This window comes from Paenibacillus ferrarius, assembly GCF_002027705.1.
GTDB lineage: Bacteria > Bacillota > Bacilli > Paenibacillales > NBRC-103111 > Paenibacillus_E > Paenibacillus_E ferrarius.
Genome location: NZ_MBTG01000019.1, coordinates 40,466 through 56,184, shown reverse-complemented (window position 1 = coordinate 56,184; position 15,719 = coordinate 40,466). Strand labels below are relative to the sequence as shown.

The following is a 15,719-nucleotide window of genomic DNA, read 5'->3' as shown; positions in this document are numbered from 1 at the left end:
TTACTCGAAATCAACACAATTCATCATGGATTTTTCACAGTTCAAATTATGGATAAATTACAGAAACGTATCTTTTTATTTATCCCAAATCAGTCACAGCCTTCTTGATCGAGGCCGGTTTGCGGCCTGGCTTGCGGCGCATTTTCGACCATGACCATGAAGGGCCGGGTCTTCACTTCCGTATCGGTCGGCAAGCCGGTTAAAGGAAACTTGAACGGCAGCGTCGTTTCGACGGCTGTTGATGCCGGTTTAGCTGTCGGTGAAACAGCGGCAGACGGTGTTCCCACAGCCAGCGGGCTGTTCGTTGGTACGGAAGCAGGCGTATTGCCGCAACCTGCAAGGGCTATGACAGAGCATCCAAGGACAACCAGGTGCTAAGACGATGAGTACGGAAAGTTGGCAATGATTTCAACGGGGCTGCACCTCTTCTTCTAAAATAATTCTATCGTTCTAGTAAATAGATTTGCTAGGGATAAGAAAAATAGAAGCTTTTTGTGCCATGCGGCTGAAAAGAGAGTTGGTTCCTGCACGATGATTCGGTATAGTAGAGGGAAAGACTGAACTTAATTTGCCTTTGACAAAGGGGGCTTTGCCTTGACCAAGCCAACCAATGAGCCCGCCATCGTATTGTTCGATGGGGTTTGTAATTTATGCAGCGGAGCCGTGCAGTTCATCCTGCGGAACGACCCGAAGGGGATTTTCCGCTTCGCGTCCTTGCAGTCAGGCAGCGGCCTTAAGCTGCTCGAGCAGCACAATCTGCCAACAGACATCCTCAGCACGATTGTCCTGATTGAAGGCGGCCGTGCCTATACACGTTCAACAGCCGCGCTGCGCATTGCCCGGCGACTGCGGGGCGCTTGGCCTTTGGCCTACGCAGCGATTATCATTCCTGCTCCGCTAAGGAATCTGGTATATGCCTTCATCGCGCGCAATCGCTATCGCTGGTTCGGCAAGTCCGAGATGTGCATGCTGCCGAAGCCGGAGTTCAAGATGCGCTTTTTGGATTAGCGGCTATCGCGTGTTCATGAAGATTACGGCCTCTTAATGCCGCTTCTTGCCCCCAAACATCCAGCAGCACAAGCTCAGCGTGCCCATCTGAAAGCTGTGATGCAGCAGCTTCGCTCTGCGTGTCGTATCCGCCGCGCCCAGCGCCAGCAGCAAAGGCACAAAATGCTCCGGCGTCGGAACCGCCTCACGCACATTAGGCGCTCTTTCATCATACCGTATCAGCGCCTCTAAGTTCCACGTCTCCAGCTGCTCCGCCAGCCACTCGTCGAACTCCACAGCCCATACCTGCGGCACCGGGTTATTCCGATCCAGACGCCGCAGATTGTGAACCGTGCCTCCACTGCCAAGAATCAGAACCCCCTCATCCCGCAAGGGGCCTAGGGCCGCACCGATCCGGTAGTGCTCTTCCGCCGTCAACCGCGGATTCACAGAAAGCACCACCACAGGGATCTGCGCATCTGGGTACATAATCATCAGAGGGGCCCATGCCCCATGGTCCAAGCCCCTCTCGTCATCCAGCTCACAGCGAATGCCCTCTTCTAGAAATAGCTGTTCTATATGCAAACTAAGCGTCAAATCTCCTTTGGCCGGGTATTCCATACTATACAATTTTTCCGAAAAACCCTTAAAATCATAGATCATTTCAGGCTGAATGGCAGCGCTGATTTTCTGCACGCCGCTTTCCCAATGCGCGCTGAACAGCACGATGGCTTTCGGTATGGGAATGCTTCTGGCCAGCTTTTGCAGAAACTCGGTATAAGCATGCTGCTCGATCACCAAGCTTGGGGTACCATGGGCTACGAAAAATGTTGGCAGCATCGCACGCCCCTCCTTTTCTACATGGGAATATCTCCCTATGGCTACATTATACGCTTTTGTTCATTTTTTTAATTTAAATAATGAGGCGGCTTGCCTTTTCGGCAGGGGCGGAGGGGCGAAGCACGAAGGACGAGGGAAAAGGGCATGGCTACGAGCGAAGGTCAAGAGCGAAGGTCAAGGGCGAAGGTCAAGGGCGAAGGTCAAGCGCGAAGGTCAAGGACAAGGACAAGGACAAGGACAAGGACAAGGACAAGGACAAGGACAAGGACAAGGACAAGGACAAGGACAAGGACAGAGACAGAAACAAGGACTTGGGACGGTGGCGGATGGGCGGAGAAGGCATTCGGGGAGCCACGATACAGAACTGGTGAGATTAGTGGTAGCAATTATGAGAATAATCCGGCTAGCTAGGAGGAAGAGGAACTATGGTACGCTATTTTAAGGTAAACTGCTTCTTTTCATGCTCAAAGGGAACTCTGATCCGCTAATTCCTCATTTAGACCACAATTTGGTGTGAAATCGAGCAAATAAGGGAACGACGTTCCCTTTGAGCTGCTTTTGTCGCTAAATCCGCGAAATAACGGATCGTAGTTCCGTTTCGTCGGTTTTTGGGGAATCCATTAGCTACTTTGACTACCCTGACACTCCCCTTTTGGCGTTCTCTGAGCACTCTTGCGGAGACTTCCACCATTCTTACCCGAGACAGCCCTTGGGCCTCTCAGCAAATTTTTGCTACTTTGAATACCCTGTCACTCCTTTTTAGCGTTCTCAGCGCACTCTTGCGGAGACTTCCACTCATTTTAACCTGAGACAGCCCTTCGGCCTCTCAGCAAAGTTTTGCTACTTTGACTACCCTAGCACTCCCTTTTTTGCGTTCTCAGCGCATTCTTGCGGAGACTTCCACCATTCTTACCTGAGACAGCCCTTCGGCCTCTCAGCAAGTTTTGCTACTTTGACTACCCTTTCACTCACTTTTTCGCGTTCTCAGCACGCTCTTGCGGAGACTTCCACCCATTCTTACCTGAGACAGCCCTTCGGCCTCTCAGCATGGTTTTGCTACTTTAACTACCCAGACACTCCCTTTTTGGCGTTCTACACTCACACTAAGACGCCCCCTTTCTTCATCCGTCTCAGAGCAGGTTGGGTGCTTAAAGCGAAGGCGGCTGTTGAATTTACATACTTTGCAGAAACTGTTCAATGCCATCTGCAATGCCTTTAGCCAGCTTCTTTTGGTAGTCCTCGTCCGACATCAGCTCGTCTTCTTCGGGATTCGTCATGAAACCGAGCTCGACCAAGACGACGGGTACTTGGGACCAGTTAAAACCGGATAAATCGCTGCGCGCAGATAGTCCTCTTCCGGACGTGTCCGTTGCAGCCTTTAATCGTTCCAAAAGATAGCCCGCCGCCTCACGGCTGTCAGCTGCAATCGGCTTCACCGCCGCGGTGGAAGCGGAAGGATACAAAACCGAAAACCCCTTGGTCTTCGGCGAGCCATCCCCATCTGCATGAATGCGCACCGCAAGTGCGGCTCCGGCCTCATTGGCCATATCCGCGCGCTGCTTGTTGCTGATATCCACGTCATGCGTCTCACGTGTCATAGCAACCTCAATGCCTCGGCTGACCAGCTCGGCTTTGATCAACAAGGAAACCTCCAAATTGAGCACATATTCCGGTTTCTTGGTACTTACACCAACGGTGCCGGAGCTGACCGCCGGCTTCGTTTCCCTCACATCAGTGCCGACTTGTTCGGGTGTTTGATTCCCTTTGCGCTGATGTCCCGGGTCGAGCATGACCAGCTTGCTGTTACCAGCAGCAGTAGGCTCTGATTTAGGCGCAGGCGTCGGCTTCACTGTTGGCTTAACCAAGGGAGTCGGGCTCGGTGCTGCAACGGACTGAACATCAGCCACTCTTGCGGCAGGCTTGGTATCATCACTGGTAGATAGCTGGACAGGATCAGCCGGTTCATCCGCAGGTGATGGCACCAGCTGCAAAGCTTCTTTCTCAGGTATCGATGCACTCGACTCAGCTTCTATGGCTTGCACTGATGTACTTGTTTTTCCCGATGGGATTAAACTGTCAAAACCAAAACTATAGCTGCAAATAGCAACCAACACACAGCCGATAAGCAGCGTAGCGCTGAAGAGTACTACTACTCGTCGCTTCTGATTTCTTGCCTTTTTCACACAACTGCCCCCCATCTCTCTACTCTTGCCTAAAGCAACTTAGTTTCTTGCTACATTCGTTTCATTACTTGTAAATTCCTGCTAGAAGCCGCAGTATGCATGAAACCGTCCCCTACTGCCAAAACTATCCTAAAGGAATTACCGAAGGAGGCACATATATGGAAAACCTCTGGAACTTCATTATTCATGAGTGGCAATCCATTGCATTACTTGTAGGTGTACTTTTCGCCATATGGTTTGTATATAAAAATAAAGACAAGCTGATCAGAGGCACCAATGATAAAAAGTAAAGGGACCACATAGAAGACAGCTAGTTAAACCTTAAACACGTTTACGACTTCTTGTAGCTCGTCAGCCATCTTCGACAGTGAATGGGAGGCTGCACTAACTTCTTCCATAGAAGCAAGCTGCTGCTCAGCAGCCGCGGCAATACTATGTGTATTCCCCAGCGCTTTACTGGAAAGCTCCGAAATGTGCTCAACAACCTCCACCATTCGTTTAGAATCACTTCGGATATGGGCCGCCGATTGAGATACTTCTTTCACGTGGCCAAAAACATCCCCCACAGCTTGGCGAATAGCCAGAAAGGCTTCATTCGCGCTTTGGCTCATTAGGGTGCCCTCATTGACAGCCTGGTTGCCCTTATCCATGGAATCCACTGCATATCCGATCTCCGCTTGGATATCAACGATTAAGCCGCGAATCCGATCCGCTGCGAGTGCCGACTGTTCCGCCAGTTTACGGACTTCGGCAGCTACAACAGCAAACCCCTTCCCATGCTCACCGGCCCGCGCTGCTTCAATTGAAGCGTTAAGCGCCAACAAATTCGTTTGACTGGATAGCGTTGTAATCCAAGTGATGCTATCGCCGATTTGCGCTGATTTCCCGTTCAATTCATTCACAATCTGGCCCGATTGCTCCATATGACGATGAATGATTTCCATTTGCTCCGTTACTTCGCCTATCGCTTTATTCCCTTTTTCAGCCGTCTCCGCGGTTAGTTCTGTTGATTCGGTTACTTTTCGAACACCGTCCACAATGGCTATAATTTGCTTCGCGATCTCCGTCACCGTTGTTTTCGAAGTTTCATTAAGATGGCTTTGCTCATCAGCGCTTGAGGCGACTTGCTGGATGGCATCTGCAATTTGCTCCGTCGCACGCGACGTCTCCTCGCTGCTAGCCGACAACTGCTCCGACATGGAAGCAACCGTGTGCGTATGCACCGAAATAGATCCAAGCATCGTGCGAAGCCTCTCCATCATTTCATTGAAGGAATGCCCCATTTGGCCTAATTCGTCACTGGTTTTCACTTCCATATGATGGGTTAAATCACCATCCGCAATGTAACCAGCCATGACTTTGGCTCGGCGTATCTGAGCAACCAAATAGCGGCTGAACAAGAAAATGATAAGCATCACAGTAACAACCGCAAGCAGGCCGCCAATCGCCAAAGACGTAACAAGCTTATTCACAGGCTCTTGCAGCTCTTTCTCTGGGATCACTAGGCCCAGTGTCCAGCCGGTTTCTGCGACTTTTTGAAAATAAATACGACTTGTTCCTTTATCATCTGTGAGAATTGACTCCCCTTTTTGCTGAGCAAGAAGAGTTGGCGCTAACCCGCTAATAGAGGGATTCGGATCCTTATCCATACTGATCTTCATCACCTTGGATTTATCCGGGAGAGCCAGATAGTTTCCTTTACCATCAACCAGGAAAGCCCAGCCTGTGCGGCCTACTTTGGTTTCTTCCGTCAGCTTCTGTAGTCTGCTCAAGTTAAAATCCGACGTAATCACGCCAAGGAACTGCTTGTTTTTATCATAAAGGGGGATGCTCGTCGTAACCATAGTGACATTGGTCTTCTCGTCATAAAAAGGATCCGAGTAGGTATACGATTGTTTCGCACTTTGTGCTGCTTTATACCACTCCCAGTGCGGATAATCATACTCTGGGGCGCTATAGTCAGCTGTCAGTTCAATCTTATCCCCTTCGCGAAAGGCATAGGTTGAAACATATTTCGTCTTGGCATTGTACTTGAACGGCTCAAAGAAAATACCTAAACCGAATGTATCTTCACTCGTGTTCAAATCATTGCTCAGTATTTGACTGTAATTGTCCAAAGTCAATTGATTAGGTGCGAATTCCACCGTTCTTGCCAGCACTTCTCCCACTTTGCGATGCGTGGCCAGCTTGCCATTCATCGTACTTGTCACACTTTCGAGCTGCTGCTGCATCTTGAGCCCAATCTCGTTATTAATCAATCCTTTGCTATACACGTAGGCAAACGCAACGATAGCTATCAGAGTAACCATAATCAGTGGAACAAGTAGAAGCATGAATTTAATCTGAATACTTTTTAGTTTCATTCTCTTTGTCTCCTCCGCTTACCTCATTAGGATTAAAGTGTGATAACGGCAAAATTCGACATTTTCACGTACATCCCTCTAGGATTCGAGACCATTTACAAAACAAAAACAACCTCCCGAAGATCAAGAGGTTGTTTGATATACATTCATTTTGAAACTCATCTTCTGCTTATTTCAAAGCTTTCATCGCAATATCCGTCCGGTAATGCTTCCCGTCAAAATGAATCCGATCCAAGTCCGCATAAGCTTTCTGACGAGCTTCAATAATATCTTTGCCGATCCCTGTGATGCCCAGAACGCGCCCGCCATTGGTGACGATTTGACCGTCCTCGATAGCCGTCCCCGCGTGGAACACAAGGGAATCCTGCACTTGATCCAGCCCTGTAATCGGCAGACCTTTGGGGTAAGCGGCCGGATAACCTGGCGAAGCTACAATGACACAAACCGCCGCATCCTCGCTCCACTCGATCGGCTGCTCAGCCAGCGTACCGTTGTTGATGGCAAGGAAAATATCAAGCAGATCGGTTTTGAGCCTTGGCAAAATAACCTGTGTCTCCGGGTCGCCGAAGCGCGCGTTGAACTCAATCGTTTTCACACCGTTCGGTGTCAAAATCAGTCCCGCATACAGCACGCCTTTGAACGGTCGGCCTTCTGCGACCATAGCATCAGCCGTTGGCTGTACGATGTTCTTCAATGCTTCCTGCACAATGGATTCATGGATATGCGGCAGCGGAGAATAAGTACCCATTCCGCCTGTATTTGGCCCTTTATCATTGTCAAACACAGGCTTATGATCCTGCGAAGGCACCATCAGACGAACCGTGGAGCCATCGACAAAAGCCAGCAAGGACATCTCTTGTCCAGTCAGGAATTCCTCAATAACGACACTTGCGCCGGATTTTCCAAACACTTGATCGACCATGATATCGTTAAGCGCAGCTTCCGCTTCTTCCATTGTCTGAGCAACCGTCACACCTTTACCGGCAGCCAAGCCATCAGCTTTGATGACGATTGGTGCTGTTTGACTGCGCAAGTAAGCAAGTGCCGGCTCATAGGAGTCGAAAGATTCGTAAGCAGCTGTAGGAATGCTGTATTTTTTCAAAAGCTCTTTCATAAAAACCTTGCTGCCTTCAATAATCGCCGCGTTCGCGCGTGGTCCGAAAGCTTCGATCCCTTTGGACTCTAGATGGTCAACCAACCCTGCGGCTAACGGATCATCAGGAGCTACCATAACAAGATCAATAGCTTGCTCCTTCGCAAACGTGCTGATTTCATCGAATTGCAGCTCTGTAATCGGCACGCACTCTGCTAATCCGGCAATCCCGCCGTTCCCCGGTGCGCAGAACAATTTGCTGATTTTTGGGCTTTTGCTCAGAGCCCATACAATCGCGTGCTCGCGCCCGCCTCGTCCAATAACTAATACCCGCATGGTTTATACCCCTCTCATGGGGAATGCCCACGGTCTCAGAAACGATCGTGAGCATTCTCAGTTGTTTTAGTGTTTAAAGTGACGTACGCCTGTCATGACCATAGCAATGCCATTTTCGTTGGCAACGCGAATGGACTCTTCGTCCTTGATGGAGCCGCCTGGCTGAATGACCGCCGTAATGCCGGCTTTTGCTGCCATTTCAAGCGTGTCGCCCATTGGGAAAAATGCATCGGAAGAAAGCACGGAGCCTTTCGCTTTGTCGCCAGCTTGCTCGATAGCAATTTTGGCTGCGCCGACACGGTTCATTTGACCCGCGCCCACGCCAACCGTCATATCGTCAGCAACGAGTACGATCGCGTTAGATTTAACGTGCTTAACTACTTTCCATGCAAAAAGCAGCTGTTTCATCTCTTCGGCAGTCGGCTGACGCTCGGACACGACTTTCAGATCCGCTTCTGTCAGTTGGTACGCATCGCTATCTTGCACGAGCATCCCGCCTTCGACCGTTGTAATCACTGGCTGCGCTTTGCGACCAGCGATTGTATCTAAGCCGCTTACTTTGAGCAGGCGGATGTTTTTCTTTTTGGACAGGATATCGAGTGCTTCCGGTGTAAAATCAGGCGCAATCACGATTTCCAGGAAAATCTCATGCAGCAATTGCGCTGTCGCTTCATCAATCGCACGATTCGCAGCTACGATACCACCGAAGATGGACGTTGGATCTGCGTTGTACGCTTTGGTGTAAGCTTCAAGCACGTTTGTACCGATCCCAACGCCGCATGGATTCATATGCTTAACAGCCACAACAGCAGGCTCGCTGAACTCTTTCACAATTTGGAGCGCTGTATTCGCATCGTTAATATTGTTGTAGGATAATTCTTTGCCATGCAGTTGTTCAGCCGTCGTGATGTTGCCAGCAGCTGCATTCGGCTTGCGGTAGAAAGCTGCGCTTTGATGCGGGTTCTCACCGTAGCGAAGATCCTGCATTTTCTCATACGTTACCGTGTAGCGCTCTGGGTAAGGCTCGCCTTGCAGGCCAGTCAAGTAGTCACCGATCAACGCATCGTATGAACCTGTGTGACGGAATACTTTGGCTGCCAAACGTTTGCGCGTTTCCAGCGTCGTGTCGCCCGTTTCTTGGACTTCTTCCAACACCTTGGCATAGTCAGCAGCATCTACAACAACGGATACGAATGCATGGTTCTTAGCTGCGGAACGAAGCATGGTAGGCCCACCGATATCGATGTTCTCAATCGCATGATCATACGTTACATCCGGCTTGGCAATCGTCTCAGCAAAAGGATACAAGTTCACGACAACCAGATCAATATAATCCAATCCGAGCTCTTTCATGCTCGCTTGGTGCTCTTCATTGTCACGAACCGCCAGAAGCCCGCTGTGTACTGCAGGATGAAGCGTTTTGACGCGGCCATCCATGATTTCAGGGAATCCTGTAACCTCGGAAATACCGATAACCGGTACCCCTTTTTCCTTCAACAAACTTTGCGTACCGCCTGTAGAAATAATCTCAACGCCCAACTTCGCCAGCTCGCCCGCGAATTCAACGATGCCTGTCTTGTCGGACACGCTGATCAGTGCTCTTTTGATTGCCACTATGCTTCCTCCCAGAAAATGAATTTATATATAGTTTACGAGTGCTTTTAGCGTTGAAAAATGAAAATCACTTCGGCTTAGCCTGCAAACAGCCTTAACCTCTACAGCCGCACGCCAACCCTGCGGCCATCCAGGCTCACGCGATCCTCGCGCAGCCAGCGGATCACCTGCGGCAGCAGCACGTGCTCGGCCGCATGAATCCGCTCCGCGAGCGATTCCGCGGTCTCGTGCTCGTGGATCTCCACGGCGCGCTGCGCGATGATCGGGCCCGAGTCCAGGCCGCCGTCCACGAAGTGCACGGTGACGCCGGTTTGCTTTACGCCGTACTCGACGGCTTGCTCAATCGCGCGTACGCCCGGAAAAGACGGCAGCAGCGATGGGTGAATGTTGATCATCCGCCCAAAATAAGGCCCAACCAGCACATCCGTAATAATCCGCATGTAGCCAGCCATGACGATCAGATCAACCTGACGCTCTACAAGCTCCTTCAGAATAAGAGCTTCATAAGCCTCGCGGCTTTCATATTCCTTTGGACTGAACACGAACATTGGCACTTTCGCTTCCTTGGCGCGCTCAACCACGTAGGCTTTGGGGCGGTCACAGACAAGAAGCTCGATGCTGACATCAAGCTTCCCCTTCTGTACCTGGTCCACGATAGCCTGGAAATTAGATCCGCTGCCCGAAGCAAAAATCGCGATCCGGTAAGGCTGCATTACACCTCAGCTCCTTGGAACGTCACGACACGCTCGCCTTCGGTTACAACACCCAGACGGTAGGCTTTCTCGCCTTGCGCTTCCGCTGCTGCAATAGCTTTCTCAGCATCGTCTGCGTTCACGATCACAACCATACCAATCCCCATGTTGAACGTACGGAACATATCGTTGTTCGAAATGCCGCCCTCACGCTGCATCAGCGCGAAGATCGGGAGAATCGGCCATGAGCCGTATTGGATCTCTACATTTACGCCTTCCGGCAAAACCCGTGGAATATTTTCGATGAAACCGCCGCCTGTAATATGCGCCATCCCTTTGATCGCTACATCTTCCAACATCGCCAGAACCGGCTTCACATACAGCTTCGTTGGCTCAAGAAGCACATTCCCGAGCTTGTCGCCCAGCTCTTCCACATGCCCTTGCAGCGTATAACCGCCATCTTCCAGCAAAAGCTTGCGCACAAGAGAGAACCCGTTGCTGTGCACGCCGCTTGAAGCCAGACCTAGAACTACGTCTCCAGGACGAATTGTTGTACCGTCGATGATCTTTTTCTTGTCGACGATTCCAACCGTAAAGCCGGCAATGTCATACTCCCCTGACGCATACATGCCCGGCATTTCCGCCGTTTCCCCGCCGATGAGTGAGCAGCCAGACTGCGCACAACCGTCAGCGATCCCTTTAACAATTGCTTCGATTTTCTCAGGAATAACTTTATCGCAAGCCAGATAATCAAGGAAGAACAACGGCTCCGCGCCTTGAACGATAATATCGTTCACACACATCGCAACAGCGTCAATCCCGATCGTATCGTGCTTATCCATTGCAAAAGCGATCTTCAGCTTCGTGCCCACGCCATCCGTACCCGATACGAGCACAGGCTCCTCATACTTGTCTTTGTTCAAGCTGAACAGCCCGCCGAAGCCTCCGAGGTCCGTTAACACTTCAGGACGGAATGTCCGTTTGACGTGCTTTTTCATCCGTTCTACGGCTTCGTTTCCTGCTGCGATATCGACTCCAGCCTTTTTGTAAGCATCTGACACGTCGCTTCCACTCCTTAGTTTTGTCTATGTATCGGGGGGCGTCCGCCTAAGCATCCGGCCCTCCCGTTGTGTATTCCAATTTTTAGCATTTCCTTATTGATTACCCGATTAATCGCAAGCACAACCAACTTTCGTCACATCGACGATTTCCGTTGGATAGCTGTTATCGAAACAAGCCGTGCAATATCCGCTCGCCGCTCCTGCCGAACCTTGACCGATCGAATCAAGCAGTCCCTCTTTGGTTAAAAAATGAAGGGAATCCGCGTTGATCGCCTTGCGAATTTCTTCGATGGAATTCATCGCAGCGATCAGTTCCTTGCGGTCCGGGGTATCAATCCCGTAGTAGCAAGGGTTCATGAAAGGCGGTGAAGAAATCCGCACATGCACTTCCGTAGCGCCAGCTTCTCTCAGCAAATTGACGATGCGCAGCGACGTTGTTCCACGAACGATGGAATCATCGATCATGACTACGCGTTTGCCTTCAACCACTTTGCGCACAGCGCTCAACTTCATTTTGACCCCTTGCTCCCGCAGCTCTTGGCTTGGAATGATGAACGTCCGGCCTGTATAGCGGTTCTTGATCAGACCCAGCTCATACGGGATGCCCGTCTGTTCCGCAAAACCAATTGCCGCTGAAATACTGGAATCCGGCACGCCCGTCACGATATCCGCGTCCACGAAAGCTTCCATCGCCAAACGTTTCCCCATCCGCTTACGCGCAGAGTGAATGTTCACCGTGTCAATATCGCTGTCTGGACGAGCGAAGTAAATGTACTCCATCGCACAGATCGCACGCTTGCCACCCTCGACAAATTGTTCCGAATGGAAGCCGTCGCGATCCAGCACAATAATCTCACCTGGTTGGACGTCGCGGAAATATTCAGCCCCCACCGCATCGAACGCGCAGGTCTCGGAAGCGAACAAGTACGCATCGCCGAGGCGGCCAATCATGAAAGGGCGCAATCCATTCGGATCGAGCGCAGCAATCAACTTATCTTTGGTAATGATCAAGAAGGCGAATCCGCCAACCACTTGATGCAAAGCATCCTTCACCGCATCCACGATATCATCATGTTCCGAACGAGCAATCAAATGCGCCAGAACTTCCGTATCGCTGGTCGTTTGGAAAATAGATCCCTTACGCTCAAGCTCCCGCTTGATAATGTTCGCATTATCAAGGTTGCCGTTCGTTGCAATCGCCAGATCGCCCTCGCGATATTTGAATACGAGCGGCTGCGCATTCGCAAGCTTGCTTTCGCCAGCTGTTGAATAACGCACATGCGCGATCGCCGTAGAACCTGTCAGAGGATGCAGATTATCGTTCGTAAACACCTCTTTGGCAAGTCCCATGCCGCGATAATAATTGAACTTACCGTCTTCGACTGTACAAATGCCGGCACTTTCCTGTCCGCGATGCTGCAAGGCATGAAGCCCGTAGTAGCACAGAGAGGAGGCATCGGGATGACCATACACCCCGAACACGCCACACTCTTCATTCAGCTTATCAAACAATCCGCCTTGGCCGCCAACACCCTCGTTGAAATATTCGCCAGTCCAAAGTTCATGCTGCTGATCCCCCAGTTGAACGAGAGGAGCTGCGGGAAGCTTTAGGGCCTTGGATTGTTCTATGCCATTAGACATGGGATCGCATCCTTCCAGACTTTCGCCAGCTCGCTTACCGGAGACTGGAGACGCTGTTCGTTGTTGATTTTGATCGTCAAATCTGCACCCGTTACGGTTCCGATTTCTTCATACGGCACGCCTTGGGAAGCAATCCAGTGCTTCAATGCGTCTGCTTTGTCAGGTGTTGCGCTCAGAAGAATACGGGACTGCGTTTCACTGAACAATGCGAAATCAGGGCGAAGCTCAGACGTTACGTTAACTGCTGCGCCAACACTGCCACTGATACAGCTTTCAGCCAAAGCTACAGCCAAGCCGCCTTCGGACAAGTCATGCGCAGAAGCGACAAGACCTTCTTGAATGGCTTTCAAAACGGCGTTTTGCAGGCGTTTCTCGGTAGCCAAGTCAAGCTCAGGCGGACGTCCTTCTGTTACATTATGAATCACATATTGGAATTCGCTGCCGCCGAGTTCTGCTTTCGTCTCGCCGAGCAGGATGATGATGTCGCCTTCGTTTTTGAAGCTTTGTGTCGTGATGTGGTCGATGTCATGAACAAGACCAACCATCCCGATGACTGGCGTCGGGTAGATCGCGCCTTTGGAATTCTCGTTGTACAGCGAGACATTTCCGCCGATAACCGGTGTATCCAAGAAGCGGCAAGCTTCTGCCATACCGTCAGTAGATTTCTCCAACTGCCAGAAGATTTCCGGTTTGTCCGGGCTTCCGAAATTCAGGTTGTCCGTAACGGCAAGCGGCTCAGCGCCGGAGCAGACCACGTTGCGCGCTGCTTCAGAAACGGCGATCCGTCCGCCAACTTCCGGATCCAGATACACGTAGCGTCCGTTGCAGTCGGTTGTCATCGCGAGGCCCTTGCGGGTTCCGCGAATCGTTACAACCGCTGCATCCGATCCCGGACGCACAGCTGTTTCCGTACGAACCATGTAGTCATACTGGTTGTACACCCACTCTTTGCTCGCTACCGTCGGAGACGCGAGGACCGATTTAAGCGCATCTGTCAACTTCGTTACCTCTGGGTAACGGGTTGTATCGATAGCTGCGCTAGCTTCGTAATAAGCCGGCACTTTGCTCGGCTTATTGTACACCGGGCACTCGTCGACGAGTGCGCCGACAGGCATGTTCCCCACGACTTCACCGTGGTGGATCAATTTCAGGTAACCGTCATCGGTTACCTTGCCGACTTTGGCGCAGTGAAGACCCCAGCGCTCGAAGATGCCCTTGGCTTGCGCCTCATGCTTCGGCTCAACCACGAAAAGCATACGCTCTTGAGACTCAGACAGCATCATTTCATATGCTGTCATGCCGTCTTCGCGCTGCGGCACTTCATCCAGGTACAGCTCCATGCCGTTGCCTGCTTTACTTGCCATCTCAGCGCTGGAACAAGTGAGTCCCGCTGCGCCCATATCTTGAATTCCGAGCACGATGCCGGAATCGATTAACTCTAAGCATGCTTCCAGCACAAGCTTCTCCATGAAAGGATCGCCAACTTGCACCGCTGGACGCTTGGCTTCAGACTCAGCCGTCAGCTCTTCGGACGCGAATGTCGCACCGTGAATGCCGTCGCGGCCCGTTGCCGGCCCTACGTAGAATACTGGGTTGCCAACACCTTTGGCAACACCGCGTTGAATCATGTCGTGGTCGATGAGACCGACGCACATGGCGTTAACAAGCGGGTTTCCTTCGTAGCTTTCGTCGAACATGACTTCGCCGCCAACTGTTGGAATCCCGATACAGTTCCCGTATCCTGCGATACCCGATACAACGTGCTCGAACAAGTACTTCACACGATCGTTTTGCAGCTTGCCGAAACGCAAGGAATTCAGCAGCGCTACAGGACGCGCGCCCATGGAGAAAATATCACGAATAATACCGCCCACACCTGTCGCCGCGCCTTGGTAAGGCTCGATTGCGGAAGGGTGGTTATGACTTTCAATTTTGAAAACGACGGCTTGGTTGTCGCCGATATCTACGATCCCTGCGCCTTCGCCAGGTCCCATCAGAACGCGAGGTCCTGTAACAGGGAATTTGCGAAGCACCGGTTTGGAATTTTTGTAAGAGCAATGCTCGGACCACATAACGCTGAATACGCCGATCTCCACATAGTTCGGATTGCGTCCAAGGAAGCCGCAAATTTTGGCAAACTCTTCGTCGGTTACGCCCATTTGCTTGTAAATTTTCTGTTCCGCGATTTGTTCGGCTGATGGTTCCTTAGCGGATAGCTGCTGCGTCATGTTTCTCCCTCCAAGCGCTTAGAATTGATGTGAACATTTTCTTGCCGTCTGCTGAGCCCAGAATCTCGTGAACCGCACGTTCCGGATGGGGCATCATGCCAACAACATTGCCTGCTTTGTTGCTGATTCCTGCAATATCGTCCAATGATCCGTTCGGGTTGCTGCCTGCTTCATAACGGAACACGATTTGTTTGTTTTCTTGCAATTCTTTCAGTGTTGCATCATCACAATAATAATTGCCTTCGCCATGAGCGATAGGGATCGTGATGATCTCGCCTTCCGCATAGTCACGCGTGAATGCCGTCGTGTTGTTCTCTACTTTGAGCGCCGTTTGGTGACAGCGGAACTTCATGCCATTGTTGCGCAGCAGCGCTCCTGGCAATAATCTTGCTTCCGTCAGCACTTGGAATCCGTTACAAATACCTAGAATGTATTTGCCTTCTTCCGCCGCTTTCACAACGGATTTCATAACATTCGTGAATTGTGCAATAGCTCCGCAGCGCAGGTAATCCCCATAAGAGAATCCGCCTGGTACTAGGATGCAATCATATTTAGACAAGTCGCTTTCTGTATGCCATACGTAGTCAACCGGTTCACCGATTGAATCTTCGATTGCTTTGTACAAATCGATATCGCAGTTCGATCCCGGAAAAACGAGAACCGCAAAATTCATGACGTGTT

At 50.9% G+C, this 15,719-nt stretch carries 15 protein-coding genes; 4 read left to right on the top strand and 11 right to left on the bottom strand.

All coding sequences use genetic code 11. The features are described from left to right. Positions 1-89: 89 nt before the first annotated feature. Positions 90-158: a hypothetical protein gene (locus BC351_RS44385; protein ID WP_425270936.1), complete on the bottom strand. Its 69-nt coding sequence runs from the start codon at positions 156-158 to the stop codon at positions 90-92. Here BC351_RS44385 and BC351_RS43525 point away from each other — a divergent pair. Together BC351_RS43525 and BC351_RS20680 are read left to right on the top strand one after the other, a co-directional pair. Beyond that, the gene (locus tag BC351_RS43525) at positions 151-378 is read left to right on the top strand and encodes a hypothetical protein (protein WP_079414625.1); all 228 of its coding nucleotides are present in this window, start codon (positions 151-153) and stop codon (positions 376-378) included. The genes BC351_RS44385 and BC351_RS43525 overlap by 8 nt on opposite strands. A gap of 216 nt (positions 379-594) precedes the next feature. Further along, a complete protein-coding gene (locus tag BC351_RS20680) occupies positions 595-1,008 on the top strand; it encodes a thiol-disulfide oxidoreductase DCC family protein (RefSeq protein WP_079414624.1) in 414 nt (137 codons plus the stop codon). A 33-nt stretch (positions 1,009-1,041) separates the two neighbouring features. Here the strand turns inward: BC351_RS20680 and BC351_RS20675 are convergent, their stop codons facing one another. Next, positions 1,042-1,827 (bottom strand): DODA-type extradiol aromatic ring-opening family dioxygenase, encoded by a 786-nt coding sequence (locus tag BC351_RS20675; protein ID WP_079414623.1) that lies wholly within the window; start codon positions 1,825-1,827, stop codon positions 1,042-1,044. Positions 1,828-1,864: 37 nt separating this feature from the next. Here BC351_RS20675 and BC351_RS42940 point away from each other — a divergent pair, with 37 nt between their 5' ends. Further along, positions 1,865-2,269: a hypothetical protein gene (locus BC351_RS42940; protein WP_158082167.1), complete on the top strand. Its 405-nt coding sequence runs from the start codon at positions 1,865-1,867 to the stop codon at positions 2,267-2,269. 730 nt (positions 2,270-2,999) lie between these two features. Here BC351_RS42940 and BC351_RS20665 read toward each other — a convergent pair. Next, positions 3,000-4,010, bottom strand: a complete 1,011-nt coding sequence (locus BC351_RS20665) for an N-acetylmuramoyl-L-alanine amidase family protein (protein ID WP_158082166.1) — start codon at positions 4,008-4,010, stop codon at positions 3,000-3,002. Positions 4,011-4,168: 158 nt separating this feature from the next. Between BC351_RS20665 and BC351_RS43950 the strand changes: the two genes are divergently transcribed. Then, positions 4,169-4,300 carry a hypothetical protein gene (locus BC351_RS43950; RefSeq protein WP_279628354.1) on the top strand — a complete coding sequence of 44 codons (132 nt, stop codon included), beginning with the start codon at positions 4,169-4,171 and terminating at the stop codon, positions 4,298-4,300. 24 nt (positions 4,301-4,324) lie between these two features. Here the strand turns inward: BC351_RS43950 and BC351_RS20660 are convergent, their stop codons facing one another. From BC351_RS20660 to purQ, 8 genes are all read right to left on the bottom strand, one after another. After that, entirely contained in the window at positions 4,325-6,373 is a 2,049-nt protein-coding gene (locus tag BC351_RS20660) for a methyl-accepting chemotaxis protein (RefSeq protein ID WP_079414620.1), read from the bottom strand. Between the two features lie 169 nt (positions 6,374-6,542). Beyond that, the gene (gene purD / locus BC351_RS20655; RefSeq protein WP_079414619.1) at positions 6,543-7,802 is read right to left on the bottom strand and encodes a phosphoribosylamine--glycine ligase; all 1,260 of its coding nucleotides are present in this window, start codon (positions 7,800-7,802) and stop codon (positions 6,543-6,545) included. Positions 7,803-7,868: 66 nt separating this feature from the next. Further along, positions 7,869-9,416 (bottom strand): bifunctional phosphoribosylaminoimidazolecarboxamide formyltransferase/IMP cyclohydrolase, encoded by a 1,548-nt coding sequence (gene purH, locus BC351_RS20650; protein WP_079414618.1) that lies wholly within the window; start codon positions 9,414-9,416, stop codon positions 7,869-7,871. 101 nt (positions 9,417-9,517) lie between these two features. After that, positions 9,518-10,129 (bottom strand): phosphoribosylglycinamide formyltransferase, encoded by a 612-nt coding sequence (gene purN, locus BC351_RS20645; RefSeq protein WP_079414617.1) that lies wholly within the window; start codon positions 10,127-10,129, stop codon positions 9,518-9,520. Continuing rightward, positions 10,129-11,169, bottom strand: a complete 1,041-nt coding sequence (gene purM / locus BC351_RS20640) for a phosphoribosylformylglycinamidine cyclo-ligase (RefSeq protein WP_079414616.1) — start codon at positions 11,167-11,169, stop codon at positions 10,129-10,131. Before purM ends, purN begins: the two co-directional genes overlap by 1 nt. A 108-nt stretch (positions 11,170-11,277) precedes the next feature. Beyond that, positions 11,278-12,810 (bottom strand): amidophosphoribosyltransferase, encoded by a 1,533-nt coding sequence (gene purF, locus BC351_RS20635; RefSeq protein ID WP_079414615.1) that lies wholly within the window; start codon positions 12,808-12,810, stop codon positions 11,278-11,280. Continuing rightward, positions 12,795-15,038: a phosphoribosylformylglycinamidine synthase subunit PurL gene (purL, locus tag BC351_RS20630; RefSeq protein ID WP_079414614.1), complete on the bottom strand. Its 2,244-nt coding sequence runs from the start codon at positions 15,036-15,038 to the stop codon at positions 12,795-12,797. Before purL ends, purF begins: the two co-directional genes overlap by 16 nt. After that, positions 15,016-15,711, bottom strand: coding sequence for a phosphoribosylformylglycinamidine synthase subunit PurQ (gene purQ, locus BC351_RS20625; RefSeq protein ID WP_079414613.1), 696 nt, complete (start codon positions 15,709-15,711; stop codon positions 15,016-15,018). The genes purL and purQ overlap by 23 nt, the downstream gene beginning before the upstream one ends. Positions 15,712-15,719 lie beyond the last annotated feature (8 nt).

What these genes read in the sequence shown, in the direction of transcription:
- BC351_RS43525 (WP_079414625.1), top strand. Translation starts at nt 151, where the DNA reads ATGACCATGAAGGGCCGGGTCTTCACTTCCGTATCGGTCGGCAAGCCG.
- BC351_RS20675 (WP_079414623.1), bottom strand. Translation starts at nt 1,827, where the DNA reads ATGCTGCCAACATTTTTCGTAGCCCATGGTACCCCAAGCTTGGTGATC.
- BC351_RS42940 (WP_158082167.1), top strand. Translation starts at nt 1,865, where the DNA reads ATGGCTACATTATACGCTTTTGTTCATTTTTTTAATTTAAATAATGAG.
- BC351_RS43950 (WP_279628354.1), top strand. Translation starts at nt 4,169, where the DNA reads ATGGAAAACCTCTGGAACTTCATTATTCATGAGTGGCAATCCATTGCA.
- BC351_RS20660 (WP_079414620.1), bottom strand. Translation starts at nt 6,373, where the DNA reads ATGAAACTAAAAAGTATTCAGATTAAATTCATGCTTCTACTTGTTCCA.
- purD (WP_079414619.1), bottom strand. Translation starts at nt 7,802, where the DNA reads ATGCGGGTATTAGTTATTGGACGAGGCGGGCGCGAGCACGCGATTGTA.
- purN (WP_079414617.1), bottom strand. Translation starts at nt 10,129, where the DNA reads ATGCAGCCTTACCGGATCGCGATTTTTGCTTCGGGCAGCGGATCTAAT.
- purF (WP_079414615.1), bottom strand. Translation starts at nt 12,810, where the DNA reads ATGTCTAATGGCATAGAACAATCCAAGGCCCTAAAGCTTCCCGCAGCT.
- purL (WP_079414614.1), bottom strand. Translation starts at nt 15,038, where the DNA reads ATGACGCAGCAGCTATCCGCTAAGGAACCATCAGCCGAACAAATCGCG.
- purQ (WP_079414613.1), bottom strand. Translation starts at nt 15,711, where the DNA reads ATGAATTTTGCGGTTCTCGTTTTTCCGGGATCGAACTGCGATATCGAT.